The organism is Allobosea sp. FG18, assembly GCF_057809495.1.
Window position 1 is genome coordinate 32007 of the sequence record NZ_JBMDKB010000027.1, and the last position, 25561, is coordinate 57567.

Here is a 25561-nt window from a genome sequence, read left to right on the forward strand (position 1 = left end):
CCGGTTAGTAGGGAGCGTCCGCAACCACATCGCCGCAGAGCTCATCGGCAATCTGCGCGATGATGCCATCCTGCGCCTTCGCCCGATCGATCGCGTCGCCGCTCTCCACCAGGATGGTGATGCGCCGAGCAATGTCTTCCTTCGCAGTGCCGTTCGGATAGCGCCTGGCAAGCCGCTTGCGGGCCTCCACAGCGCCAAGGCGGGCGTAGAGGCGATTGCGCAGCGCCGCGTCTTCCGAGGTCGTCGAGAAAGCCCAGATCTCGATCGGGCTGAGCGTGTTGAAGAGATGGTGCTCCTGCGCACCATCCTTCATCTTCAGGATCGCCAGGAACGGCGCGCCGCCGGGCCCCGGACCGTTGAGCTTGTCCCGGACGATCGCAGTCGCCGTCTCGCTCAGATCGAACATGACGCGGCACTGGTCGGCTTCCGCCGGCGTCGAGCCGCCCATGATCCAGATGCCGGACGCGAGGTTAATCATCTCCTTGTCGAAGTCGGACAGGAGCTGGCTCGCCAGGGCGATCTGCACGTTCCACTTCCGGCCCTCGCGCATGTCGACGATGACCTGGTTCCGGACCGACTGAGAGCCACCCGTGCGGTGGAACTCGTCGTAGACCAGCCGCTTCGGCACTTCCTGGATGCGCTGAATCCGCATCGAATGGTGCTTGCGATAGCTCTCCGGAATGATCGGGATGCCGGCCGGACCGTTGACCTTCAGCAGGGGCGCATTGAGGTAGAAATCCTTCGCCAGCGTGAAGCGGGCGAGCATGTACATCAGAGCGGCCTGCTTCTCGGCCGCGCCGGTGCCACCGCGCGCCACTTCGTCGAGATCGAGCGCGACGACGCGCGCGTCGCCGATATCGAAACGCGTCGGGCGCGAGAGGATCGGATACTCCTTCGCGGCACTGATCGCCGTGCGCTCCAGAATTGACAGGATGCGCTCACCGTCATCCTGGGCCGCCGCGAACAGGTCGGAGATGTCCGGCCGGCGGAGGATCTTCGCGATGTCCTGCAGCATCGGAACCGCATAGCGCTGCGCCATCGTTGCGTAATGGATCGCGTTCTTCTCGAAGAAGGCATCGACGACCTGCCACCAGATCGTCTCGTGGTCGGTCTTGATGCCATAGCGGTCAATCGCATCGTCGACTTCGTTGTCGACGCCGCGGATGTAGAGCTTGGGCTCAGACTTCTTGTCCTCGTCCGAGCACATGTCATAGAGGGCGTCGATACAGAAGCCGGCGAGCTCGGCCATGGCCTTCGGGGGCGCAGTTTCGCCGATCTGCGTACCGATGGCGCAGATGAAATTGATCAGGAACTGCCGCTCATGCGGGAAGCAGCGCCGGCAGCCGAGCTGGGTGTCGAACGGATTGATTGCGAACGCCTCGGTGTTGCTGAGACGCGTGTAGAGAGCTTCGTGTCGCCGGTCTGGTGGCAGCGCCTCCTTCAACAGCGAGATCAGACCCGACGAAGACGGGCCGATATCGATGATCGCGATGCGGGGAAGCTTCGCGCCGCCGACACCCTGGGTCGAAACCGGGGACAGGCACGAGGCGAAGTTCGCGGTGTTCAGGTAGACCGACTTGCCCTTGCCCGGGGGAGCAAAGACGATGTCGATGAAGGCGTCCTGCAGCGCTGAGCCCGGCTGGAAGGGCCAGATGCGCCGATCTTCCGTCCGGAACATGATCGCCCCGGTATTCCAGGGGCTGGCATCACGATCCCAGGGGATCAACATCATGGTGTCGGCGAGCGGGATCGCAGTCGGCGGCGCGGTGGCAGACGCGTCGAGACCGAGCGCGCTGGACATGACGCAGGCGAGGGGGTCGCCGGCCGTCGGCGCCGCGATGCAGTAGCCCCAGCTCTCGACGGCGTTCTGAAGCCGGCTCTCGCGCTCCTCGATCAGAGCCATGTTGTCGTTCGGCGCCCAGGTGGCGAACGAAGCGCGGAAGCGAGTGATGATCTGCCCATCGAGCCGCATCTCCTGCAGCTCTTTGATCGCATCCTTGAGCGGCCGGTTCTCACTGCTCGACCAGCTGAAGATAGACGCGAAGAAGGCCTTGAGGCCCAGCCCCGCGAGGCCATCGCCTTCGACGAGGAAGGATGCCCTCCAGGGGAACTCGTCCGCGTCGATCATGCGGCGAAGGAGCTTCGAGAACGGGAACAGCTCCTGTGGTCCGACGGCCATGTCGATGCCGGCGAAGTTGCGGGAGCCGATCGTCACGATGCGGTGGTTCACGCGCGTCGCTTCGCGAACGAAAATCTGTTCGTCGATACGTGGCCAGAGCAGGTGCGAGACGTCGTTCTCGGAGATCTCCGGATACCGGATAGGCGTCTCGTCGCCGATGAGCGTCGGCTTCCAGTCGGAGCCGACGAAGTCAGGATAGACCGAGGAACGAATGGCACGGACGCCTTCGTGGACGCCGACTGCACGCGACCGGATATTCACGTCCTTCAGCTCCTGGACGAAGCTCGCGACGAAGGACTTGTGTCGATCCCGCAACGGGCGGGCGGCCCGGAAGACATCCTGCGTGTCGGCCATATCGGGCCAGAAGCCCGGCGGGCGCGAAGTGATCTTCGCCTTCTCGCGTTCCTGCTTGGTCAGCGCGGTGAGACGCGTCCAGAGCACAACGTAATAGGCCTCGTAGACGACATAGTCCTTCAAGAAGCGCACACGCTCCTCGAAGAGGTCCTTCAGTTCGAGGTCCAGCGTGCGAGCGGTCGCGCGCGCGGCGCCGAGCTGCCCCTGGATCATCTTCGGCGACCAGTCGGGATCACGGACGAAACAGAACTGGAGCGCATGACCGGGCTGGCCGAGATATTTGGCCATGTTCGTGGTCATGCGATGAACGATGTTGTTCAGCTCGGGCTCGCCGATGACCCGCGTGATCCCGTCGATCTTCACGATCGACATCAGGGAACCGTCCTTGGCGACGAAGATCTGCTGACCGTCGGTAGTTTCCAGCATGGAGAAGCTGGAAACCGGCTTCTTCACGGTGGAGGAAAACGCCTCGATGGCGTTCGATACGATATTCGCGAGGGCCATGCCGTTCTCCGGAGACGCGATTCAAGGAATCGCGTCAATCCAACAGGATTCGTTCCATCCTAAGAGAACCCGCACTCCTTGGGCGGTCAAGGCGGCCTATGGAGCCATGGAAGGAATCTGGTGGAGATCCTCTGGCTCCGGCTGCGGCGCCGGGGTTGGTCGGCGCGGTGGCGGGGGTGGCGGTCGACGCACGGGTGAGACTGGGACAGAGGTGACGCTGACCTGCGGCGCGGGCGCGCGAGCCTGACCGATCCCGGGGAGGGGCCGGGGAGCCATCCGAGGCAGCGGAGGTGGTACCGGGCGTGGCGCCCGCGAAGCGGCAACAGGCGCCGCTGGCGGAGGACCGGGCGGGCGGCGAAGCGGCGCAGGCGCAGCAGCCCGAGGTGCCGCGGGCGGCGCGATCGCAGCGAGCTCCGGACGACCAGCAAGACCCATCTCGACGCTGAAGTGCCGAATGAACTCCTGCAGTCGCGTATCGCGCTTGGATGCCTCGATGTTGGCGACGGCCTTCTCGATCACATCCCGCTCACCCACGATAAAGAGTGAGGATTTCGCGCGGGTCCAGCCCGTGTACAGCAGGCTTCGGTCCAGCATGCGCTCATGGGCCGAGCAGACCGGCATGATGACAGCCGGGTACTGCGAGCCCTGGCTCTTATGCACGGTCATCGCATAGGCGAGGATTAGCTTGCGCCATTGGGCAGCCGGATATTCGACGTCATGGCCGCAATCGAACTTGATCTTGATCATGTTGCGTGTCGCGCCCGAAGGCGTCGGCTTCGCGTAGGCATCAACGATGGTGCCGACGTCGCCGTTCATGACGTCATTCTCGTCGTCGTTCTCGGTCAGCATCACGCGATCGCCGACGCGCGGGATCGGGATGTCAGCGTCGTCCGCATTCGGGAGAATGCCGGCGATGTCACGCCCTCGCGGATTCAGCTCTCGTGACAACATTCGATTGATGCGTCGCGTGCCCACCTCACCAGGCGCCTGGGGCACAAGAACAGCGATCTGGTGTGGCTGAAGGCGCAGGCCTTCGGTGCAGGCCTTCGTGACGCACCAACGAACCTGCTCGACGATATCGCTTTCGGCGCGCTCATAGAGGATGACGCCACCCTCGTACCGATTGCTGAGGAAGGGGACATCGCCCTGGCGGATCTCGGCCGCGCCGGTCGCAATCCTGGAGTCGCCGGTCTGCCGATATACGTTGACGAGCTCACCGCACGGCACCAGGCGAAGGCCGTCCGGGCCAGTCGCCTGCATGAGATCGTTCAGGACCGCGCCGGCGTCCACGGACGGCAGCTGGTTCTTGTCGCCGACGAGTACCAGGCGCCCGTCAGCCGGCATCGCCGCCAGGAGGGCCTGCATCGTCTGGATGTCGATCATCGAAGCCTCGTCGATGACGACGAAACATCCAGCTGGCAGTGGGTTGGCAGCGTTTCGTCCGAAGACCGTCCGCCCGTTCGCCACATCCTCCCGAGCCTGCAGGAGATGATGAATGGTGGATGCCTTGCGACCAGTGGTCTCCTCAAGACGCTTGGCGGCCTTGCCCGTCGGGGCACACAGGAGGATCGGGCCGGGATCCAGTTTCTCGGCCGCCATGACAACAACCTCGGAGACCGTCGACTTGCCGGTGCCGGGGCCGCCGGTCAGAACGGAGATCGGTTCGATCACAGAGGTGAGGACGGCTGCGCGCTGAAACGCATCGAAGCGCTTGTACTTCTCGGACGAGAACAGGCCGTCGAGGACGATCTGGGCGCGGTCTGCCTGGTTCTTGCGCCCACGAACCAGCGCAGTCACCGCTGCTTTTGCGATGGCGTGTTCGGCCTCGTGGAACTCACGAAGCATGACGACGCTCTCGCCTTCGCGCAGCGACACGCTGACGGGAGAGGTCGCATCACCGAGCTTGCTGACCAGGAAAGCGCTCGTCGTGGCCAGGGGGATGCCGAACTGATCCTCCATCCGCTGACCAAGGAGATTGGCTCGCGCGAAGGAGTGGCCCTCCATGCGTCGGGCATCGAGGAGCTCAACAAGGGCGGCCCCGACCCGGCGCTCGTCCTCTTTGCTGATGCCAATATGCGTGCCGATCTTGTCAGCGTTGCCGAAGCCGACGTTCCGAACGCGAGCGGCGCGATAGGGATTGGCCTGGATGGTCTCCAACGCGCCATCGCGGAATGCCTCGAGGATGGAATCGATCGCACGCGGATCCACACCCGAGCTTTCGAGGAGCACGACTGCACGCCGACCCGAGATGCGGCGCCCCCAGTCGCGAAGGATAGCCGTCCGAAACTGCCTGGGATCCCTGGAAAGCCCGAGGACGAGCTCGGGATTGCGCTCGCAGAGATGCGCGACTCGCTCGCCATGCTTGTCGGCAAAGACCTTGGCTGTCGCCAGCGTCACGCCATGGGTATCAGCCGTGAAGATCGTGGAGAGCCAGCGGGCGGCACCGTCCTTGGTGATCGGCAGGTCTGGCCGAATCGACTTCGCGTAGAAGATCTCTTCGTCGCGGCCGTTGTAGCTGCGCTGACGCCAATTACCGTCGCTGATGACGAAATCGCCAGCCTCGATTTCCGCGCCATTACCGCTGATTTTGCCGTCGACGAGCCCTGTGGTGCTCTCATAGCGGATCGTCGCGAAAACGGATCCCGTCTTCGCGTCCTTGCGGAGAACCCGCACAACGATCGCCCTGATTTGCTCCATGGTCCCCGCACACTCGAATGCGCGGTCAGTCTATCTCTGCGCGATGCAAGAGACGCTCGAAAAAGAAGCGCGTCGCAGATGATCGATAAGGCGTCCGGTTGAAGGTTCAGTTTTTGTGGCTTTCTTAGGCCGCACATAGGTTCGCGACGTCGATCCTATTTGGAAATGCTATGACTGACGACCGGAAGGGTATCTATCTACGGCTGCTGTGGCAGTACCGCCAGGCAACTGGTGCGCGTCAGCGTCCGAAACTCGATCCGACTGAGATGCGCGAACTGATCGCGTCTGCATGGAGGCAGTTGCTCGAAGCCGACGACCTGGGCATCTATCGCGAGCATCAGGTCGATGCGATGCGAGCAATCGCGGACCATATCAGCGACCGCGAGAATGACCCGAGTGCGCTCACCGTCATCCCGACGGCCGGCGGTAAAACCCGCATTTTTTTGGCGCAGACCAATGCCATTTGGCAGGCGGGCAAAGCCGCCGGCGTAATGCCGAACGTCCTGGTGCTTCTGCCGACCAGACAGCTCATCACGCAAACCCTTGAGGGCTTTGACGAGCATTTCCCGGACGTTGAAGTCGGCGCGATCGACGTTGGCCGGAAGTCAGCGGCACCGGTGACGCTAGTCACCTATGAGGGGTTCACTCGGATGGTCCAGGAGGGCCACATTAGTCCAGAAATGATCGATGCGATCGTGATGGATGAAGCCCATCGTGGACTGTCCGACCTCAGGCAGTCGGTTCTGGATGGCTTCCTCGGACGTTCGGTCGTCACCGCCTTCAGCGCGACCCCAAATTTCGATGACGAGAAGGGCGTGACGGCTTTGATCGGCGCGCAGAACGAGGTCATTAACGTCCCAGCTCAGGTGCTTCGCAACCGTCGCGTGATCTCGCCTGTCGTAAATTACGTGCTGCGCGTCGACATCAACGGCAATGTCCCTGCTTCGGGCATGGAGCGAACCAAGCTGAAGCGTAAAGCTGTCGTCGATGCGACGCTCGATTTCCTCCTTAGCGCCAAGGACGATTTCGGTCTCAGACCGGACGAGGATCCAACGGTTCTCGCTGACAAAGTCACGGTCTTCTATGGCGCGGACTGCGCTCACGCTCGCGTTTATGCCGCCGAATACAACCGGCGCTTTGGCGGCCGCAAAACCATGAAGGTGGTGACAGGAGAGGATCCGGTCGAGATGATCGATGCCCTCGCCGTCGAAGTCGGCGAGGGCAATCTCCATGGGATCGCGAACGCCAAGCTTTTGCAAGAGGGGTGGGACCTCCCAGCGGTAGGCGTGGTCGTGAATACGCCGACGGAATCTGACGTCGTCCAGCTCCAGCAATCCGGCCGCGCTCAGCGCATCGACCCCAGATTTTCACCCGAGTCGCGGGACCAAATTGCATACGTTCTCGACGTGCAAATCTACATAAACGGTGTCCTTGAGGGGAACCCGGTTGCCTTCTATCAGGCGGCTGAAGGCGTCGATGTTCGGTTCGTCACTGCCAATCCCGTGGATTTCGCAGACATCCGGATTGAGGGCTATCGCGGTGCCGACTTCCAGCCGGAAGAGGCCATCGAGCCTGACGGCGTCAGTGAGTTGGAGCCGATCCGCGCCTCCGAGGTCCTGCCGTCGCTTCGTGTGGAGGCCGGAGCTGTCCTAGCGACCTCGGACGTTGGCGCGACCTTGCCGCCAACCCAATCCACGTCTCCGCTTACGGTTTGGCCTCAGCATGTGAGTGCCGACGAGAACAAGCTGCTTCAAAACGGCGGCTCCATGGCTCAGGGAGGCGCCACGGGGGAGGTCGCAACCGTTCCAGTCGAGGACCGCGCCAAGGATGAGGTCGTTGCCGCACCGATCGCGGAGGGTGCCAAGACCGAAGCCCCTCAGGCCCCGGCCGAGGAGCGCGCACCCAATCGCCTGGTCCTGACGGAGGAAGCAATTCGGGCCGCTTCGGATCCTGGCCATATTCCGGATGGGGTCGCGACTATCTCTCCTGTCGCCGCACGGCTCGAAGGACGCTTGCTTCCCCCGGACATGACGGCCCGGGATATCACCATCGAAGGCAAGCTCCATCACACGGAGAGGCTGCTCCCCCGCGAGGAGAAGCCCACTGTCGCCTCAGCTGTCGAAGACGGCTGGCACGATATCAGGAGCGCTGCGGCCTGGCTCGAAGTCGACATCAACGATCCGGACTTCAACAGCACCTGGCGGCAGGTTGAGCTGAAGGCACGGCGGGTCGAGGACGTCAGATTGAATTCGCTGAAGCTTGAAGCCGGAACCCGCTTGAGCAACAGCGGAACGGTGCTGATGATGTCCCCTACCGACGTTGAGGTGCTCGGACGCGCGATCGGCCGCGTCCATGGGATGCCGCACCTGAGCAAAGAGTGGCTGACGCGTGAAGACGTGGTCGGTGCAATTTCCAATGACGCTGCCGACGAAGTCAATGCTGTGTTCAGAACCTTCGAAGGGCAATGGAAGCTGTCACCGGCGGGCACCCGTGCCGGCGAGGCGCCGATCAGATGCGGTCTGTTCAAGGACGGCGATGATCGCTCTTTCGCCGTTCATGAAGACGATCTGCATTCCGTCATCGCGTTTCTCGACTCGAAGCGACCGACCAGCCCGCAGAAGGACGAGCTCAACTTCGATGACGTCTGCGGTCGGCTGAAGACCAGCGGCTTCGCCATCAAGGATTTCTGGCGGAAGACTGCGCTGCAGGTCCGCGTAGGCACACCCCTGCGTGACAACGGTCGTCGCGTTCGAGCACGCTCGATTAAGCAGCTCAGAGGCGTGCCTGAGCTGCTGATCCACGAGAGCGAACTCGCCTGGGTCGCGAAGAGCCTCAAGATCGCGCTCCCCGCGGCCGAAATGGCCATCGTGGAGGAGGCCGCCGCGGCGAAGATCGCTCGTGACCAGGCTCGTAGCGAGAGGTTGGCATTCGAGAAGGAGCCTGTGACCGAGGCAGGTCCTCACACCACAGCAGGCCGGGAGCCAGCTGAGAGGTCGCCTGCAAGCGATGTCGAGCCCTCCGTAACCGAGGACTCACCTGCCAAGGAGCGTGGACCCTCGGCAACCGAGAAGACGTCCGGCGGCGACGTCGAGCGTTCTGCTGCCGACAAGCCGACGCGCCCGCCGGCAGAGGAGCGCAGCACCCGCAATCGAGAACTCCTCGATCAGCCCAACGGATGGCTGCTGCAGCGTGACGTTGCCCGCGCGCTGGGAACGAAGATCCCGCAGGATCGGAAGTTCATCCAGCAGTGGAATTCACTCGTCCGCGCACTCGATGCCGGGAAGACCCCGATGGCGGGCAGGAACGAATGCGCCTTCGACCGTCTCCAGGGCCAAGCTTCCGCTGACCCGCGCCTCCATCACACGTCGCTCGTCGCCTTCGCGGAGAGCATTGGTCGTGTCGTGCGTGTCCGGGATCCCGAATGGGAGATGCCGGAGCGCGAAATGGCGCCAACCCCGATGATGTGAGGTGCGTCAGATCAGGCGCACGCCACTCAGGATGGCGAAGACGAAGCCAACAGCCAGCGCGGGCCCCATTGGGGCCCATAGCACCCCGGATCGCCGGAGAGGGCCCGCATAGGCGATGTAGGCGACAACCGATGCCAGGATCAGCGTGAAGCTACCGCAGATCCCGACCCAAGCGCCGGCAGCTCCGAGAAAGGCAACATCACCCAGCGAGACGCCATCGACCTGCTTAGCGCTCGCCACCAGCTTGAACGCGCCGAGGACCGCGGCGCCGCAAAACAGGGCTCCCCAGATCCGATTGATCGCGTCGGGCTCGACGGGTGAGAAGAGCAGGCCGAGGAAGGCCAGTGGCACGGTGAGGTTGTCCGGGATCTCGTGGCAGACAAGATCGAGCCAGGCACAAAAGAAGGCGAGCGAGCACGCCGTCAGCAGGATCCAGGTCGAGAAAGCCGGGCCGGTCCATGCAATCGCTCCCGCCCAGACCAGAGCAAACGACATTTCGACCGCAGGGTAGGCCCAGCGACCGATGGCGCCAGCGCCGCTATAAGGGAGCCAACTGATGATCGGGAGAACGAGGCCGCCGGAGGCGCGTGCCATCCGCAAATAGGGAGGCGGCGACAAAAGCGCTCCACCGGCCTCGGCTTTCCACCCGGTCACTTTGGGCCAGCGCTCGACAGCGCGACCAATCGAATGGGCAACGCATGCACCGATGAGTCCCGCCAACAGCGGAAAGAAGATCGGCGCCGCACCGTGAAGGAAGGCAAGCGCGCGGGAGAGCTCGTCGCCGAGGCCCTGGGCGGAATAAGCGAAGGCCGAGACGATCTGGCAGGCGCCGGTGGCGCAGGAACCACCCATTAGGGGCTCGGAGCGTTCGGCGTCTCGACCGCCTTGAGCGCATCGAGAGACAGCTTCCCGATCCGCGCCGCCGCAAAGCTCAAAGCGTCGGCGGCAGCGCGAAACTCCGCGTCAATGGCGTCGAGAGGGCGCTCTCGAAGGAGCCAGCTCTGACGATCAGCCTCGGGCTGACCAGCCAGCGCCGCTACGGTGCGTCGTGAGACGCTTTCGTAGATTCCGGCGAGGATCTGCCCGTTCTCGCGCATGACGCTCTGGAAGACGCTCCTGCGGTCCTCGGAGGATGCATCGCCAGGGAGGATCGCCCGCACGTTCTCCGAGGTCGTCTCGACCAGGAGAGCGCTCATCCGGCTCAGCGCATTGTCTCGTCCAAGCCGAAAGTCATAGAGCATCACCGACCGGAGCAGCAGAGCCGAGCTCGCCGCGGCGGAGAGGCTGATGCTTCCAGCCTCGCTGATGTCTCGCCAGCGCATCGCCTCGCCGTCGAAAACGATGTGTGCCTGGCGAACGGCGTCGACGATCGTCTCGGCTGCGAACTCGATATCCAGGTCCCTGCTATCGGCCCAAGCCATGGCCACCGCCTCAGCGGCCTCCACGCGAAAATGGCGAGCGGCCTCGGGCAGAGCGGCGGCTTCGAGATCGGGGAACAGCGAACGGGCGATAATGCTCGCCAGCTCGCGGGCTCGAAGCGTCATGTCCGCGAATTCACGCGAAGCAGCGATATCTTCGGCCTTCCTGCCCTTGGCGAGCATCACGCGGAAGAGCGGCGCCTGGTGCTTCAGGAACTGCTGTGCTGCGAGCCGGTAGCGAAAGCGTTCCTCGCGCTGCGCACGCTCGCTCTCATAGGCGCTCTCGGACTTCTTGGCGGCGTCCTTGATGGCTGCAAGTGACATGTGCCTGCCTCACTCAGCCGTCGCCAGACGGTACTCGTACTCTTCGAGCACGGTCGCATCGAGGCCGTTCTTTTCGAGATAGCGGGCGAATTGCCCCACAAGGTCATCGAGCGCGAACTCGCCGTCGAAATCGAAGCGCCGGATCACCGCGGCGACAGGACCGTGGATGAGATAGGGGGTCGCAGCGATGACACCATCGACGCGGTAGCCGAGGAGCGAGCCCGGATCGGGTGTGAGCTGGAGCTTGAAGCCCGGGAAAATTCCTTTCACGCGCCCGGTAGAGGAGCGAACGGTGTCCCAGTCTTCCGATGCGCAGGCGAGAAGAGCCGGCAACAGAAAGCGGGGGTCGGCAAACTCGGTGGGACCGAGAACAGTGCCAGCGATCACCGCTTCCTTGTCGGCAAAAATGCCCTCCAGGACCTTCTCGACCAGCGCTGAGACGCGACGGACAGGCTCGCTCGGCGGGCCTTTAGGACCCGATGCACCGACGATGTAGTTCGCATACCATGGATTGAGGGGAGCATCAGTCCGGTTCGGCACCCGGGAAAGAGCATCTTCGATCACGGCAGCGGCGTCTTCCGGCGCCGGGCTCGTGCAGATCCCGGGCATTTCGAGGCGGCTATAGCCCTGTGGCAACCAGGCGATGCCGGTAACGCGGTCGAGTGGAGCTTTGGCGGCCGCTGAAAGCTCCATTGTCGCTTCCGCGATGGCGCGCTCCGGATCAACGCTCTCTGCCCCATACCAGCGGCGCTCGCCTTCTTCGAGGATCAGCGGGGACTCGTGAACGAACACCGCGCACAGACCCATCTCGGGATGAGCGACGGCTGGAAAGGGGAAGCGCACAGTCGGAGGAACGACCGAGAAGCCCGGCGAGAGATGCTGCGACAGCGACATGATCAGAGCATTGCGCTTGATCAGGTCCTCTGCGTTGGCGGCTTGGATCACGGGAACGGTCCTTCAAGGATCAGCGATCGAATCCTACGATTCTGCGAAAGACTTTACATCGAGAAGGGCTGGTCGCAACCTTCCAACAAGGATTGAAACGAATCGGACTGGGATAACGACCATGGCGACGATGCGCCCGATCGAAGAGATCGCAGAAGCGCACCCGATGCTGGACTTGGTTCGGCGGGTGTCGCGCGTCGGCGCGCAGGTGGCCGAACGAAAGTCAGGCTCGAAGGTCTTCTACGACCTGTTTCTCGGAACGCTCGGGTCGAGTTCGTTTGCCTTCGCTTTCGAGTCGGACGGAACCCTTGCCCTCGGTGTCCCAGAGATCGACATTGCTGGCTTCGTATCCATCGACTGGGCCGGAGCTGCGCTCATCCGGAACCTGGAAGGCCGAGACTATCTCGCTTTGTCCTGCACGACGATCGATCCGCGGGCGCCGCTGGCGTGGCGCATCTTCCTGAATGTCGCCTTCCAGGTCAGCGAGCAGATCGCAAAACGGGCGCCCGCCAAAATGCGGATGCGCCCGATGCGCGTGTTGAAGACTGGCCCGATGGCTGCCAAAGGGCTTCCGCTCACGGAAATGAGCTTCACGCTCCTCTAGCCGATCAGGCAATCTGCGAATCTCGCGCCGGCCAGGGCCGAGGTCCATTGCGGCTCTGTGCGACCTTGTGAGGAAACTCCATGCGCGCAAGGAGCCCATGCGGTTCGCGATCATGCAGAGAGAGCTTGCCATCGTGCTGTTCGGCGACGGCCTTCACGATCGATAATCCAAGGCCAAAGCCCGTGTCGTCGTGAATAGTGCGAGCCTCATCGCCGCGCATGAATGGTTCGGTCACACGTTCCTTCTCGTTGTCGGGAATACCCGGTCCGTTATCGGCGACCTCAATCGTGATAAGGCCGCCCAACGCACTCAGCGAAATTACGACTGTATCTCCGAACTTGATTGCGTTCCCGACCAGGTTGGTGATTGCCCGTTCGATACCTTGCGGATCGACCTCCGCCGCAAGATGACGGGGGCCGATGTAATCGACCTCGTGACCAAGATCGAGGAACTGGTCGCGCACGGTGGTTAGAAGGGTCGGCAGGTCTACGGCCGCCCGACGCTGAGTGCCTCGACCCTCACGCAAGAACGACAGCGCCTGTTCAACCATCGCGCGCATCTGCTCGATGTCGCGGACCATGTCCTGGCGAACCTTGTCGTCTTTGACGAAATCACAGCGCATCTGGAGGCGCGTGAGCGGCGTCATCAGGTCGTGCGAAACGGCCGCGAGCATCCGGCTGCGCTCGGCAACCAGTTTCCTGACGCGGGACACGGCTCGATTGAGAGCGGTCGTCGCTGCCCGTATCTCCGTAGGGCCGGTTGCAGGTATCGGCGCCGTCTCACGATCGAGCGCGAAGGAATTGGCTGCTTCCTCCACCTGCTGAAGCGGGCGAGCCAGCGTCCTGCGCGACCACCAGAGGAGGAACGGGGTAGTGAGAAAGATGTAGAATAGGCCGCGAATGAAAGTGTCCCACGCCCAGACCGCCGGCTGATTGCGGCAGCGCACGGTCGCGGCGATCAGCGTCTTATCCCTCAGCCGGATTACGATGCGTCCGGTTGGAGCGTCCGCCTCTCGCGGAAAGAAGACCTGGCGATCCGGCCCAAGGATGCGCTGCACGGATTTGATCTCTGGAGCGTCCTCCAGTGGCGCCCGAACCGTCATGTCCGCCGGGAGAACCGTCACTCCCATCCTTGGGAATGTTTGCTTTATCGCCTGCAGCTGCTGATCGCGCTGCTGCTGATCGGTCATATCGTCCATCAGACGAATGGCGTAGGAGAACCCGTTGCCTTCCGCCGAGTCACAGCGGCCTGACTGACCACCATCGATGACATGGACGTCGATAGCCGTGATGGCCTGGAATGCTATCTCGCTTCCCAGAACGAGGAGAATGATCTGGGACGCAATCGTCGGAAGTTTGAGGAACCGCGGGATCACCGAACCACGACCTCAGGTGCGAAAATATAGCCCTCGCCCCGAACAGTGCGGATAATTTGAGGATCCCGAGGATCGATCTCGATCTTCTGCCGCAGGCGGCTGATGAGAATGTCTATGGACCTATCGAGGGCCGTCGAGGTGTGGCCCTGCGTGTAGTCGAGCAAATTGTCCCGAGTGAGCACACGCTTTGAGCGCTCGACAAGCACACGAAGCAGATCGAATTCGGCACCGGTGAGATTGACGATGCTGCCATCGCTGTTGCGCAGCTCGCGCAAGCCCATGTCGAGATCGAAGCCAGAGAACGAGAGAACCCGGGCAGGGTTGCCCGCGGGTGCTCGCGCGAGTTCTTCCCGGCGCAGCATGGCGCGAACCCGGGCGAGTAGCTCACGCAACGAGAACGGCTTCACCAGGTAGTCGTCGGCCCCAACCTCGAGGCCGATAACGCGATCATTGTCCTCACCACGGGCGGATAGGAACATGATCGGGATCGCAGACGCCGATCGGACGCGGCTGCAGATACTGATGCCGTTCTCGCCCGGCAGCATCACGTCCAGGATGAGCATGTCATACTGGCCATCGGCAAAAACCCGATCGAATGAAGGAGCGTCCGCCGCGACGGTCACACGCATGCCGTTCTCGGACAGGTACTGGTCGATCATTTCGCTGATCTTGCGATCGTCCTCGACGACGAGAACGTGAGGTTTTGTGCTCATAGCTTCGAACTGAACCAACAATGGCGGGATCAGGATCCGCGCCAAAACACGACTTCGCCAGCATTCCTATTGCCGCATTCGGGGGGCCAAGGCCAGCAATTACCCCGACTGCTTCAATTCGCCAGCAACCTAAAGGCCCTGCGTTAACGGAGCCTTTACCTTGGCAGCCCATGCACGCGGCGAAACCAAGCCAGACATGAACCAGAAACAAAAAAGGGGGTTCCAGACAAACTGGAGAAATATGGCGCCTGTAGAAGGCTGTCCGTGACCTTCTGAACTCTGCCTGCTGAAGGGTCGCAGATTCCGGAGAGCCCTTTCGCGGGGGTATCTCCAGACTAGGGATCAGCGAGCTGCAGCAGGACCAAGCCGATCAGCGACTTCGCCCATATCGCGTGCTTTGGCTTTCATCTCATCGGCTGACATGGTGCCATCCACTGTCAGGACCGGTTTCCATTGCTTTTTGCGACGTTCAGCGTTCGGCGCGAACTTCGGAAGCATGACATAGCGCTTTCCGCGCTTGCCTTTCCCTTTGAGCATTTCCGCGACGATTGCCGTTGGTTCGCGCACGTCGAGCCCTTGGATCTTCATCCACTGGAATAGTCCGTCGATGACCTCCCGCAACTTGGCAGGGTCGTCTGTCGGCGATGCCGGCTCGCTGGCGCCGCCGGTAAGCGCAGATGCGCCAACGCGCTCCGCGGCCTCGGCGGCACGCAGAACGGCAAGGAGCTTTTCAGGAACCTGAGACTGGGGGATGCCGAACGCGATCGCTCGCGCTCCGGTTTCCCCGGTCGCCTTCATCTGAACGGCGTTTACCGCCTCCAGCAGGTCAATGTAGGCCTTCCGCATGTCCGTTCCGCCCTAAGTCGAGCCGCGTTCGCGAGAAAAGGTCTCGCGAACGAGTGCAAGGCTCAAGGGCGAACGCGGTCAAAACGGTGGATCAGCCCACGTCAGTTAGGCGGAAATGGCAACGCCGGCGCCGTTTGCCGTCGACGCGAGCGTCGAACAAGCGACTTCCGCGATGCACGAGTAGCGCACCGGACCCAAACGGGGCTGGTGGCGGCGGATTTCGATGGATTGGAGCTTGCCCTTGGCGAGCTCAATGAGGTCAGGGGCCATGTCCTCAGCGGACAGGCCGCAATCGGCAGCCCCTTCGACGTAGCTGCGCATCTCGGCTTCGAGAGGCGCCAGGAGCTCGGCCTCATAATCGCTGAGGCCCAGCACGATAAGCTCAAACTTTATGGATTCGGTGAGATGGTCGACCGACGGATGCGTTGCGTACGACATTGACCTTCGCCTGCTGGCTGAACTCTGAACAAAACTAACTGGAGAGGCGTTCGCGCGCCTCGGGGGCACCCATGGCTGAGCACCATGGAAATGTCTATAGATTTAGAGTTTTCCGATTCGTGCAAAACCCTCTTTCATGGGTGAGTCTCTGGATTGCAACAGCCTCCGACGCTGAGCCGGGTGCACCTGCGGTCCACTCAAATTCTCCATACCCGCAAGGCCCCGGCCGGGGAACGGGTTCCTTGGGGCGAAACGGTGACGAGGTTAATCTGCATCACAGGACGCCTCGGAATCCCCGACTAAGTGATTAAGGACTCGTTAGCGAACATAACGAGAACAGCATGAGCCGAGCGGGAAGTCAAGCGGGATTAGGATAATGATCCCATCTTGTGAATAACATCTTCAAGCGAAAGGGGCGCCCCGTGTCCACGAGGCGCCCCTTTCGCTGTGCGGCGAAGCCTCATCCGCCGCTGCTAGGCGTCTTCCTCGGCCTGGGTGTCGCTCATGAGGCTGGCCAGGAAATCCGACACGTAGACGGTATCCGAGCCCGGCTGGGCGAGGGGCTCCTCCGTGGGGGCGCCCTCAGTGAACAGGCGATCGCTGCCATGGGCGGCGGCATCGACCATCGGGCGCACGGCCGGGTCGGCCGGCCGGTAGGAGCCGCCGGTCGCGTCGACGAACTTCTTCTCGACCTCGGCGGCGGTGGTCGACGCCGGATCGAAATAAGCGTCCGACATGACGCGCAGGAAGGCGTCGTGGCCGAGCTCGTCGGATTCAGCGATCGACTTGCCGGCGACATCGACGCCATGGCCGATCTCGCGCAGCGTGACCGGGCGCGCCTCGATCTCGGGCAGCGGGCCGCGGCGGACCGGGCGCTCGTCGGGGTCGGGCGCGAGCTGGGCGAGCTCGGCCTCGTCGTGGTTGAAGCCGTCCTCGTCGATCAGCTCCGGCGGCAGGTCGGCCGGGGTGCGCCAGTCGCCCTCGGAGGGCTGCTGGCGGGCCATGGATTCGACCAGGGCGGAGAGGCCGCCGCTGCTGGCGCCGTCTTCGTTGAGGGAGACGTGCTTGACGGTCGGGCGCGGCGGCGGGGCGGCCGGGCGGGCCGGCGTCGCGATGCTGGAGCCGGGGCTCGCCGAAGCCGGCCGGGCCGCGGTTGCCGCGGCGACGGCGCGGGTCACCTGGAACAGGCCGACGCAGGCTGCTTCCGCCACCGGCTGGCGCGGCCGGCGCTCGATATACTCGGCCATGCCCTGGGCTGCGACGGCGATCTCGTCGAGCGCCTCGGCCTTGGCGTAGATTTGCGTCTTCGCGGCCTCGGCCTCGCGCGCCATCGCAGCGGCAAAGGCGGGATCGAGCAGCTTCTCCAGGACGTCGGGGGTGCGGTCGACGAACTCGACCTCGTCGAGGCTCGGCTTCTCGACGATGATGAAGTGGTTGACCGCCAGCATCATCGTCTTCTTGTCGATGACGGAGGGCGGGTCGGCATAGAAGGAGCGCGCCCGGATCAGCTTGTCGCCATGGGTGACATGCATTTGCCCTTCCTTCTGGCCGGTCAGGTCGCGCAGATCGACGCGGTCGATCAGCTCGACCCCGGCCTCGGAATTGTCGCGATAGCTGACCGAGGTCAGTTCGCCGACATGGGCCTGATAGCCCTTGAGCTGCGAGCGCTGGCCCTTGCCGCCGCGGTCGATCGCGAGCTTGGCGGTCTCGTTGGGCTCTTCCGTCCGCATGAAGATCTTGGTGTTGGTATTGGCGATGATCGAGTTCGCCTCTTTGTCGTTGTGGCGCTTCATCGACTGCAGGTCCTGCGCGCCGAAGATCATCGCGAAGCCGAGCGAGCGGGCCTGCGCCGCCATCACGGCCATGCCGGTCACCAGGTAATAGCCGCACTCGTCCAAAATCACGGGGAACGGACTGCTGGAATTGGTGACGCGGTTGTCGACGATCCGCTGGACTGTGCCTTCGAGCTCGGAACCGAGCGCGTTACCCATCATTCCCTTGAGCGTGGCCACAACGATCTTGCCGAGGTTGGCAATTTCGTCGTCCGCCTTTTCGAGGGCGGGCAGCATGATCACGAGGCCGCGCCGATTGAGCACGACGTCTGCCATGTCCACTTCACCGAAGGGCGTCGAGAAGATGTAGCCGTAGACGTCGGCCAGGCTGCCCATGATCTTGGTGAACTGCATCTCCAGGTAGCCGTGCTGGTCGAGCGTGGTCTGAGCCTGGTTGTAGCCCTTATCGTCCTTGTAGCCCGGCAGAGACGTCAGATAGGACGAGATCGAGTGCCGGATGTGCGGAGGCATGTCCGGGTACTTGGTGGGCTTTGCCAGGTCGATGATGCGCTTGAGACTGAGGTAGTCACGGATCACGCCGACGTTGAGGTCGACGACATTTTGCTCGCGCAGCCAGACGAGAGCACGCATCACGCCGGTGAACATGGCGCTTGCTCGACCCTTCCAAAGCGCGCCGTCACCGCCGGTCTCATCCATCAGCGAGATAACGAGCTGCGTCAGAGAGTCCGACGAGCCATTGGAGAAGGGGTTCAGCGTGTTCGAGGTGATGTTGAAGTCGCCGCGGAAGCCGCTGGTATCGCGGTTGCCGGTCATGAAATTGATGACGAGCAGGTCATCCTCGCGACCGAAATACCGCATCAGCGCGTACAGCTTGAAATAAAGCGACACGTCCGCCTTGCCGTCGCAGAACAGGAACCCGGAATTCCAGCTCAATGCGTTCGCGACGAAGCCAATCAACGCCTCGGTCTTACCCGCGCCGGTCGTCCCCAGCACCAGAAAATGCTGACGGCAATCATCGTTCCCAAGCCAAAGCTCGCTGCCTCGGACCATGTCATTGCCGAGGAAAAAGATTCCCTTGGCGGGCCCGATCGCACCGTTGGGCATGGGGTTGTTGGGATCAATGAGGCCGGATTGCGCTGGCAATCGGAGATCCAGCCCCTCGCGTTTCGAAAGCGCCCAGGCTGTAATGGCGAGCGCGATGATCATCATCACATCGCCGACCGCGGGCACCACGAAGCCGACAGCGGCCAGCATGACAACCGCCATCGACGCGTTGGCGGGCTTGTGCATCCAATCCGCGAACTTGGTGAAGAGCGGGCGGGCATCGCGATGCAGCCACTCGACATTAAGCTCCTGCGACTCCTTCAGGCCGCGCGTCATTTTTGCCATTGCAGCGACCTCAGCAGCGATTCAAATGCAGCGTGAAGGAGCACGAGCGCCTCGCGCGGCGGCAAGCCGACGGGTCGACCTCAAGCGGACCGGAAGCATGGACCTTCATGGGCAAACGCGCGCGATTCATCATCATCCTCATGGAATGCCGAATTAGACCTTGGAAACCAAGGATTGGCAAACGCGCTCGGTCCTTCGATTTCGGGATTGCTGCAAGAATTAGATTGAAAGTCCTAGGATCGCCTTCTAACCCTCGGTCGTCCGAGATCGAATCGGACGATTCGGGAGTCCCTCATGCAGACCGCAAAACCCGCCGAGCGTCAGGTTCGCTTCGGCTTCGGCGCCAACATCGCCCGCCCTCGTCGCAAGCTGCCGACTGATGGACGGTCGACCCAGGAGCTCGTCGCCGAGTTCTTGAAGACGAAGGAAGTCACGAAATGTCCGACGCGCTATGCCGACGGCGCGATCAAGGCGTCCGGCTACTACGAGTGGTAGGCTGACACAGGCGACCCAGTCTTCGCGAGGGGCCGCTTAATAGCGGCCCTCGGCATACCGGATAATGGTGGGCTTAGCGTGCCTCTGAGACCATCCAGGAGATGTCATCGGGCTTCGGATTGCCCCGGACGACGCGGACGAGCCCCGCGCTATCGGTGAACACAGCCGTCGGCGTGGCAAAGGCCGAGAAGGTCGCCTCCCAGAGCAGGCGACCGATTTTCATCTCGATTTCGCGATCTTGATCGATCACAGCCGAAAGCTGCGCCGATGAGGGAGTGCCACGTGTTATCAGGCCATCCTCCCGAACCAGCCCGGCAAGCGAGCGGAAGTCACGGGCATCCCGTTGACGGGCGACATTTGCACGAGCGGCGGCCACTGGCCCCGCGAAAACGATGAACCGCCAGCGGCACCGATCAAGAAGCGTCTCCGCGGCTCTCAGCAGGTGGCTCGACTCGACGCATCCCGGTGATACGAGGACCTGAACAAGCGCCCCCTGACCGATCTCAGTCGCCTCCTGCTTCAGCAGCATGCGAACCAGCTCGGGGCGCGCAATTCTCCCGAATGCCCGGGCGCCTCCCGTCGGAAGAAAAAGAGCCGCAGCACCTGAAATGACGGAACGCCTTGAGGGATTCACCGATATTCTCTCTCGCGGAGTGGACGCGCGCACCTGAACCACGCAAGCATGATCCGGAACAATCGTTGGCGCAATCCTTTGATCCGATCCTTCATCCTTTCCGCCGCGCTCCTCGCGAGCATCGCTCCGGCGCTTCCCGCAGAGCCAGCGGCGCCTTGGCCAGACAGCGCGCGCTCACGCTCTCTGTCTCGACCGTCGTGGGTTCTCTTGATCCCGGCGCGGCGGCTTCCGAATGGCACGCTTTCGATCTGGGATCGGAACGATGACTGGTCGCGCATGTGGCGAGCGCCGGCGACCGTAGATGGCTTGCGGATCGTGCCACTGTTTGGTGACGACGAGGACAAGCGCTCGGTAACGGCGGAATCCATCGATGGGATGATGGTGGATAGCCTTGAGCGCGTCATGAGGAAGTATGGAGCGCCTGGCGTGGCGCTGGCTGTAACGGATGGGAGAACCGTAGCGCTCGCCGGTTGGGTTCCCGGCTACGCCGCCTCCTGGGAGCCGTCAGATGTGCACCAGGACCCTGCTCAGACAAAGGCACAAGCCCTTACCGTCCTCTCTGGCATGTTCCGGGCTGGGGGCGCCGCTCAAGCCTCGCGTTCGCAACCTGAGAAAGCAACCGAGAGTGCAGGCGCCGGCGACGTCCAAATCGAGGCCTATCGAGCTGGTGCCGATGGGGCGACCGAATATCGCCTGATCCTCCTTCCCCCGCCGGCAGCAATCGTAGACCAGGCCTTGGCGCGCCTTCAGGCGATTCCCGGGCTCCAGGTGCTGTCCAGTGAGCCCTACGCCGAGGGCCTGCGCCTGGTGGTAAGCAATAACTCGGGTGGGCAGCTCCCGGCCCAGTTGCGAGCAGCGGGCTTCAGCGTTCGCTGATCTGAGGCGGGCACAAAAAAGGCCCGGTTGCCCGAGCCTTCTCATTCGGCCTTTCAGGATGATCAGTTCATTCGGCGCCCGAGGCCCGGGTTCTGCAGTCGGTTTTCATACGCCTTCAGGGCACCCGAGATATCGAGGCCGCCCCCGATGCGTTCGAAATCGGCGCCGCCCTCGACCTCGGAACGATTGCCGTTGTGCACCAACTCGGCACCGACCGAGATCGACATCGAGAAGCCCCACACCTTGCCCGTATTGTCGAGATCGGGCGCCATCTTGAAGACGCCTTCGTCGCCCGGGGCGTAGAGAGCGCCGTCCCCGATGGCCTGCCATTCAGGGTGTTCCACCATGACGGGCAGGAGAGCGGCAGCGCGCAGGTTGCGGCTACGGAGATCAGCATCGGTGAGACCTTCGGCTGCGCTCCGCGCCAGGAGGCCGTACTGCGTTGCCAGCACGCCGACATAGGACTCCGGTGTTTCGCCGGCGCCACGCGCGGCATCCATACGCACGAGCTTCGGATCGAGATCCTGATGGATCTCGCTGAGGCGAACGCCGTAAAGACGTTCCATGCTTACCGACGCGGCCTTCATGTAATCCGCCTTTCCCGGGCTGACAGATACCATCGATGTTCTCCGAAACGGCCGGCCTTTTGGGCCTTCGAGCTGAGTTTGGAATCGAGCGTTGAAAGTGGCAAAGCACTTTTTTGACCCGGTGCCCATTTTATTCGGGCCCGAGATAGCGGACCGGATTGACGGATCCGCGCGGGCGTTTGGGTAGACGGGTCCGAAGGTAAAGCTGCGCCACCTCTTCCGGCGCCGGCTTGCCGACAAATCCCCAGCGGCCAGGCATGGCACTCGTCAATGCCGGAAAGAATTCGGGTGTCGCCGGGTGCCACGCATCCGCCTTGAAGACTCCGATCACGAGGCCTTGGGACACTGCCAGCACATAATCGGCCGCGCGCGCTTTCACGGCGCTGAGCCGCCAAGCGTACCTGACAGCTTCGTAGAGGCTGCTTCGCTCAATGGCTGATTGATTGACGGAGATCGCGATCAGCTCTCCGAGGGGCTGGATAGGAGTGGCCTCATAGCGCTCGATGATCTCTCTCGCGTGGGCGACGCCGCGCTCGTCTGAGCCATGACCGCCTACGAGGTTGGTCGTTCCAGGATACGCGTCGAGCAGGGCTGCCTCGACCTCGAAGGCAGTGGGCTCATCGAGACCATGTCGGTGCACCACATGACCGACCTCAAGGCCGGCGCGCTTGATCTCGCGAATTCGGATCAGCTTGTCACCTGCAACGTCGCCATTCTCAGAGACGCCGTCCGCGTGTTCGAAGACGCGATTACCCCGTCCCTTGCCGACATAAAACGTGCTGCCGTCCCGAGGATCTATCAGGCGATAAACGTAATAGGCGACCGCCTGAATCACCGAATTTGAGAACACAGCACCACCTCACGACAACGACCACGACAGGCGAACGCAGCTTAGTCCTCGATCGGCGCCGGAGCGTGCGTGAGCGTCAAACCATCCATATCCGCCATGACGGATCGATCGAAACCGAAATCGGAGATCGGATCGATCTTGGCCCGCGGAGCCTCGTTGGCGACCATGGCCTGGAGCGGCGCGCGCAGCGGCTCGGGCAGCGATCGCACGATCTGCTCGGCATTGACCTCCCAGGGCTCCCGGTCAGGGTTTCCGAACGCCGAGGGCTGAGGCCGCTCACAGGCGTATTCGATCGCGGCCGAGACGCGCGGATCCAGTAGGCCAGGCGGCGACTTCGAGATCCAGGCGCGCCCACGATCCGTCAGCTGGAGATTGCCATCGACCAGGTTGCGTTCCATGAAACGCTCGATGTGCTTTGCCCAGGTCGAGGGCCGACCGAGCTTCGCGCCGATGGCGGCTTCGAGGAGAACAGCGTCGGCTCGGCGCGTTTCAAGGCTGGAGCCGCTGACCCACGTCACCTGGCCCGGGAAGCGCGGGCCGTTCTCTCGGCGCCAGTCCAGCGATCCGACCTTCTCGGCGACGGCTTGGCTAAACCCGCTTTTCACGAGGAAGGGCACGAGTTCGGCGCCGATGCCGGGCTGAGAAGTGAACCGCAGCCCCGTTTTGACGAGATCTCGCGCGATCTGGGCACGCACACCTTCGTCATGACCGAGCTGCTGGGGATTGGTCGTCAGATCGACCTTTCCGCCGATCGGGAAGGGAGCATCGTGCACGTCCTCCTCAGTCTTCGGCGCCATGGCATTGCGGTCGACATTGTAGCCAGCCTTCCGCAGAAGCGCCTCGATCTTCGCGGCAGTCGCCGGGGCGACGCCACGGGAGCCGGCACGAGGGTAGGAGAGTCGCCCCTGCTCGTAGAGCCGCTGCATGGAATCGTCGGTTTCGCGGGGCGACATGCCGAGCTTCTCGGCCGCGCGCACCATGACGTCACCCATGTGCGGGGCCGGCGACGCGACAGTTGAGGTTGCCCCGGCAGAAATCATCGGGAAGGCCATCCCCGTCAGGCGACGGGCGATCTCAGGATCGAAAGGCGCCACGCACGGCGCCTCGGCCATGAAAACGCGGCCTCCGTCCTTCGCCGGAGCGACCAGGTTGAGGCGTAGCGTCGACGGCTTGTCTCGCTGAACGAGCCCAAGCAACGCGGTCTGGACGCGGCCAACGCCAACATCCGGGCGGGAAAAGCTGGCGCCGATCAGCCGATCAACGATCGCGCGGGTTCGGCCGGCGACCGCGTCTGCTTTGCGAACGGGCGTAGCGGCATCGATGGATGCGCGAACGGAATCGTCGTCGAGACCTTTCATCCGGACGCGCAATGGATTCGGGTGCATGTCTCGGATCAGGGTCGCAACGTCCCAGGCGATGACATCGCCTTCGGCATCGGCATCGGTGGCGATGATGACGTTTTCGGCCATCATCGCTTCCGAGCGGAGCCTTTTCACGACCTCAACGTCCTTCGGGGTGCGCCGGAATTCACGCATCCGGGAATCGATCGCCGGAACGTCGAGATTTTCCGGCATATCGAAGAGATGCCCCTTCGTGGCCTGCACCTTTGCCGAGAAGCCGAGACGCTTCAGGATCGTCTCAAGGGTGCGCGCCTTCAACGGCGCTTCGATCACGAAGAGGTCCATATCAGGCCTTCGGCGCCATACCGGACATCGCCATCAGACGGTCGATGAGCTTGCGGAAAGCGTTGCTGATCGCCTCGGCAATGTTCTTGAGGCGGTCTTCGAGCTTGCGACGCTCTTCCTCCGTCACGGGCTTGGGCATGCGGTCGTTGAGACGGCTGACGACGTCCTTGACGTTCTCGCTTGCATTCTCGGCGTCGAAGCGGTCCGGGAAGTTCTTGGACAGCGTCTCCGCATCGCCGACGACGCGATCCAACATGCCGCTGAGCTCCTGGTGGGCATCCTCAATCTTGGTGCTGGCGGCAGCCACCTTCGGGTCCTTGAGGATCGACGGCTCAGCAGCGCGGAGCTTGGCGACGAGCTCCGCGGGAGCATCCCCGCTGGAGATCTTCTCCATGGCGCTGTCGACGGTCAGCTCCTTGTCCTGCGCATACGCTTCGAGAGCGGTGCGGAAGTCCTGCGCGCCATCCGCCTCGAGGACAGCCTGGTTGTAAGCCACGACCGAACGGCCCACGGCATTCGCAGTGCCGGCGACTTCCAGAACGCGACTGCGGTACTGTGCCGACTTGGCCGTGAACATGCGCTCTCGGAGCGAGGCAAGGATGTCGTTGTGAGCATCGTCGACCTTGCCGCGGTCGTTCGCGATGCCCTCCATGCGGCGGAGAGCCCGACGGCGAGGATCGCCGGCGATCAGGGAAGCCATACCGGAGACGAGCCCGCCGAGCAGGCCGCTGCTGCCGCCGACGCTCTGGGCCGCTTCCATCTCGGCATAGCGGCGCATGAGCTCTTCTTCGTCACGCTGGCGACGGTCCAGCTTCGCGGCCATGGGGCGGATCGTCTTGGCGACCTCCTCCATGTAGGAGCGAGCAAGCTCGCTGGAGATTTCCGGGTCGAGGCCGGATGAGCGGAGCAGCTGCTCCGCCATGCTGGTGTCCACGACGGATGGCGGAACGACGTGCGGCTCGGCCTGATGCGACAGATCCGCCCCGTCTAGAGCTGATCCGGCTTCATGAGCCTCCTCGACCACGGGAGAGGCCTCGGCGGCCGCCGGCGCAAGTGAGGCCTCGATGCCGGACGAAACGCCCTTCTCGGCCATGGCGCGCTTCAGATGGGCGTCCAGATCGTTGGCGGGAGCGGCGCCCGGCGCCGGGCGCGTCAGCGAAGCAACAGCGGCCGGAGCCGACGATGACGCGTCGGCGATCGGCTTGAACTGGGAGAGATCGTGTTCGTCGACAGGAGCCGCGGGCGCTGCCGCGACCGGAGTAGCGGCAGCCGGTGTCGAGGTCTCGAAGTCACCCGCATCCACGGCGCTCTCAGGAGCACCGGAATCCTCATCAACCTGAGGAGCGGAGGCCTTTTTCTTGAGTGCAGCGAGTCCCATCACGATCTCC

20 protein-coding genes are annotated in these 25561 nt (G+C 63.0%); 5 read left to right on the top strand and 15 right to left on the bottom strand.

Annotated features, from left to right (window positions below):
• Positions 1 to 4: 4 nt before the first annotated feature.
• Both ACODTJ_RS24630 and recD2 read right to left on the bottom strand, forming a co-directional pair.
• Positions 5 to 3037, bottom strand: a complete 3033-nt coding sequence (locus ACODTJ_RS24630; protein WP_488850475.1) for an ATP-binding protein — start codon at positions 3035 to 3037, stop codon at positions 5 to 7.
• Positions 3038 to 3133: 96 nt separating this feature from the next.
• The gene (gene recD2 / locus ACODTJ_RS24635) at positions 3134 to 5734 is read right to left on the bottom strand and encodes an SF1B family DNA helicase RecD2 (protein WP_488850476.1); all 2601 of its coding nucleotides are present in this window, start codon (positions 5732 to 5734) and stop codon (positions 3134 to 3136) included.
• Positions 5735 to 5904: 170 nt separating this feature from the next.
• On the opposite strand from recD2, the gene ACODTJ_RS24640 reads away from it, so the two are divergent.
• Positions 5905 to 9201 carry a DEAD/DEAH box helicase gene (locus ACODTJ_RS24640; protein ID WP_488850478.1) on the top strand — a complete coding sequence of 1099 codons (3297 nt, stop codon included), beginning with the start codon at positions 5905 to 5907 and terminating at the stop codon, positions 9199 to 9201.
• 6 nt (positions 9202 to 9207) lie between these two features.
• Here the strand turns inward: ACODTJ_RS24640 and ACODTJ_RS24645 are convergent, their stop codons facing one another.
• The 3 genes from ACODTJ_RS24645 to ACODTJ_RS24655 are packed head-to-tail and all read right to left on the bottom strand — an operon-like array spanning position 9208 to position 11888.
• On the bottom strand, positions 9208 to 10053 hold the full coding sequence (locus ACODTJ_RS24645) for a prepilin peptidase (RefSeq protein WP_488850480.1): 846 nt from the start codon (positions 10051 to 10053) through the stop codon (positions 9208 to 9210).
• Positions 10053 to 10943 (bottom strand): hypothetical protein, encoded by an 891-nt coding sequence (locus ACODTJ_RS24650; protein WP_488850482.1) that lies wholly within the window; start codon positions 10941 to 10943, stop codon positions 10053 to 10055. Before ACODTJ_RS24650 ends, ACODTJ_RS24645 begins: the two co-directional genes overlap by 1 nt.
• A 9-nt stretch (positions 10944 to 10952) precedes the next feature.
• A complete protein-coding gene (locus ACODTJ_RS24655; RefSeq protein ID WP_488850484.1) occupies positions 10953 to 11888 on the bottom strand; it encodes a hypothetical protein in 936 nt (311 codons plus the stop codon).
• A gap of 121 nt (positions 11889 to 12009) precedes the next feature.
• Between ACODTJ_RS24655 and ACODTJ_RS24660 the strand changes: the two genes are divergently transcribed.
• Positions 12010 to 12492 carry a hypothetical protein gene (locus ACODTJ_RS24660; RefSeq protein ID WP_488850486.1) on the top strand — a complete coding sequence of 161 codons (483 nt, stop codon included), beginning with the start codon at positions 12010 to 12012 and terminating at the stop codon, positions 12490 to 12492.
• Between the two features lie 4 nt (positions 12493 to 12496).
• Here ACODTJ_RS24660 and ACODTJ_RS24665 read toward each other — a convergent pair whose 3' ends face one another.
• From ACODTJ_RS24665 to ACODTJ_RS24685, 5 genes are all read right to left on the bottom strand, one after another.
• Positions 12497 to 13867, bottom strand: a complete 1371-nt coding sequence (locus tag ACODTJ_RS24665; protein WP_488850488.1) for an ATP-binding protein — start codon at positions 13865 to 13867, stop codon at positions 12497 to 12499.
• A complete protein-coding gene (locus ACODTJ_RS24670; RefSeq protein WP_488850529.1) occupies positions 13864 to 14580 on the bottom strand; it encodes a response regulator in 717 nt (238 codons plus the stop codon). Before ACODTJ_RS24670 ends, ACODTJ_RS24665 begins: the two co-directional genes overlap by 4 nt.
• Before the next feature lie 342 nt (positions 14581 to 14922).
• Positions 14923 to 15426 carry a hypothetical protein gene (locus ACODTJ_RS24675; RefSeq protein WP_488850490.1) on the bottom strand — a complete coding sequence of 168 codons (504 nt, stop codon included), beginning with the start codon at positions 15424 to 15426 and terminating at the stop codon, positions 14923 to 14925.
• Between the two features lie 105 nt (positions 15427 to 15531).
• Positions 15532 to 15864, bottom strand: coding sequence for a hypothetical protein (locus ACODTJ_RS24680; RefSeq protein WP_488850492.1), 333 nt, complete (start codon positions 15862 to 15864; stop codon positions 15532 to 15534).
• Between the two features lie 473 nt (positions 15865 to 16337).
• On the bottom strand, positions 16338 to 18650 hold the full coding sequence (locus tag ACODTJ_RS24685) for a type IV secretory system conjugative DNA transfer family protein (protein WP_488850494.1): 2313 nt from the start codon (positions 18648 to 18650) through the stop codon (positions 16338 to 16340).
• Positions 18651 to 18656: 6 nt separating this feature from the next.
• On the opposite strand from ACODTJ_RS24685, the gene ACODTJ_RS24690 reads away from it, so the two are divergent.
• A complete protein-coding gene (locus tag ACODTJ_RS24690) occupies positions 18657 to 19082 on the top strand; it encodes a hypothetical protein (protein ID WP_488850496.1) in 426 nt (141 codons plus the stop codon).
• Between the two features lie 258 nt (positions 19083 to 19340).
• Complete coding sequence (locus tag ACODTJ_RS24695; RefSeq protein ID WP_488850497.1) at positions 19341 to 19541, top strand: hypothetical protein; 201 nt, start codon at positions 19341 to 19343, stop codon at positions 19539 to 19541.
• 73 nt (positions 19542 to 19614) lie between these two features.
• Here the strand turns inward: ACODTJ_RS24695 and ACODTJ_RS24700 are convergent, their stop codons facing one another.
• The gene (locus ACODTJ_RS24700; RefSeq protein WP_488850499.1) at positions 19615 to 20070 is read right to left on the bottom strand and encodes a hypothetical protein; all 456 of its coding nucleotides are present in this window, start codon (positions 20068 to 20070) and stop codon (positions 19615 to 19617) included.
• 153 nt (positions 20071 to 20223) lie between these two features.
• Here ACODTJ_RS24700 and ACODTJ_RS24705 point away from each other — a divergent pair, with 153 nt between their 5' ends.
• A complete protein-coding gene (locus tag ACODTJ_RS24705) occupies positions 20224 to 21051 on the top strand; it encodes a hypothetical protein (protein WP_488850501.1) in 828 nt (275 codons plus the stop codon).
• Between the two features lie 62 nt (positions 21052 to 21113).
• Here ACODTJ_RS24705 and ACODTJ_RS24710 read toward each other — a convergent pair whose 3' ends face one another.
• From ACODTJ_RS24710 to ACODTJ_RS24725, 4 genes are all read right to left on the bottom strand, one after another.
• Positions 21114 to 21671, bottom strand: coding sequence for a hypothetical protein (locus ACODTJ_RS24710; RefSeq protein WP_488850503.1), 558 nt, complete (start codon positions 21669 to 21671; stop codon positions 21114 to 21116).
• A 97-nt stretch (positions 21672 to 21768) separates the two neighbouring features.
• On the bottom strand, positions 21769 to 22488 hold the full coding sequence (locus ACODTJ_RS24715; RefSeq protein WP_488850505.1) for an LEM-3-like GIY-YIG domain-containing protein: 720 nt from the start codon (positions 22486 to 22488) through the stop codon (positions 21769 to 21771).
• A 41-nt stretch (positions 22489 to 22529) separates the two neighbouring features.
• Entirely contained in the window at positions 22530 to 24173 is a 1644-nt protein-coding gene (locus tag ACODTJ_RS24720) for a toprim domain-containing protein (RefSeq protein WP_488850507.1), read from the bottom strand.
• A 1-nt stretch (position 24174) separates the two neighbouring features.
• Positions 24175 to 25551, bottom strand: a complete 1377-nt coding sequence (locus tag ACODTJ_RS24725; protein WP_488850509.1) for a hypothetical protein — start codon at positions 25549 to 25551, stop codon at positions 24175 to 24177.
• Positions 25552 to 25561 lie beyond the last annotated feature (10 nt).

What these genes read in the sequence shown, in the direction of transcription:
- ACODTJ_RS24630 (WP_488850475.1), bottom strand. Translation starts at nt 3,037, where the DNA reads ATGGCCCTCGCGAATATCGTATCGAACGCCATCGAGGCGTTTTCCTCC.
- ACODTJ_RS24660 (WP_488850486.1), top strand. Translation starts at nt 12,010, where the DNA reads ATGGCGACGATGCGCCCGATCGAAGAGATCGCAGAAGCGCACCCGATG.
- ACODTJ_RS24690 (WP_488850496.1), top strand. Translation starts at nt 18,657, where the DNA reads ATGCTGACGGCAATCATCGTTCCCAAGCCAAAGCTCGCTGCCTCGGAC.
- ACODTJ_RS24720 (WP_488850507.1), bottom strand. Translation starts at nt 24,173, where the DNA reads ATGGACCTCTTCGTGATCGAAGCGCCGTTGAAGGCGCGCACCCTTGAG.
- ACODTJ_RS24670 (WP_488850529.1), bottom strand. Translation starts at nt 14,580, where the DNA reads ATGAGCACAAAACCTCACGTTCTCGTCGTCGAGGACGATCGCAAGATC.
- ACODTJ_RS24710 (WP_488850503.1), bottom strand. Translation starts at nt 21,671, where the DNA reads ATGGTATCTGTCAGCCCGGGAAAGGCGGATTACATGAAGGCCGCGTCG.
- ACODTJ_RS24725 (WP_488850509.1), bottom strand. Translation starts at nt 25,551, where the DNA reads ATGGGACTCGCTGCACTCAAGAAAAAGGCCTCCGCTCCTCAGGTTGAT.
- ACODTJ_RS24700 (WP_488850499.1), bottom strand. Translation starts at nt 20,070, where the DNA reads ATGCTGCTGAAGCAGGAGGCGACTGAGATCGGTCAGGGGGCGCTTGTT.
- ACODTJ_RS24675 (WP_488850490.1), bottom strand. Translation starts at nt 15,426, where the DNA reads ATGCGGAAGGCCTACATTGACCTGCTGGAGGCGGTAAACGCCGTTCAG.
- ACODTJ_RS24705 (WP_488850501.1), top strand. Translation starts at nt 20,224, where the DNA reads ATGATCCGGAACAATCGTTGGCGCAATCCTTTGATCCGATCCTTCATC.
- ACODTJ_RS24640 (WP_488850478.1), top strand. Translation starts at nt 5,905, where the DNA reads ATGACTGACGACCGGAAGGGTATCTATCTACGGCTGCTGTGGCAGTAC.
- recD2 (WP_488850476.1), bottom strand. Translation starts at nt 5,734, where the DNA reads ATGGAGCAAATCAGGGCGATCGTTGTGCGGGTTCTCCGCAAGGACGCG.
- ACODTJ_RS24680 (WP_488850492.1), bottom strand. Translation starts at nt 15,864, where the DNA reads ATGTCGTACGCAACGCATCCGTCGGTCGACCATCTCACCGAATCCATA.
- ACODTJ_RS24695 (WP_488850497.1), top strand. Translation starts at nt 19,341, where the DNA reads ATGCAGACCGCAAAACCCGCCGAGCGTCAGGTTCGCTTCGGCTTCGGC.
- ACODTJ_RS24645 (WP_488850480.1), bottom strand. Translation starts at nt 10,053, where the DNA reads ATGGGTGGTTCCTGCGCCACCGGCGCCTGCCAGATCGTCTCGGCCTTC.
- ACODTJ_RS24650 (WP_488850482.1), bottom strand. Translation starts at nt 10,943, where the DNA reads ATGTCACTTGCAGCCATCAAGGACGCCGCCAAGAAGTCCGAGAGCGCC.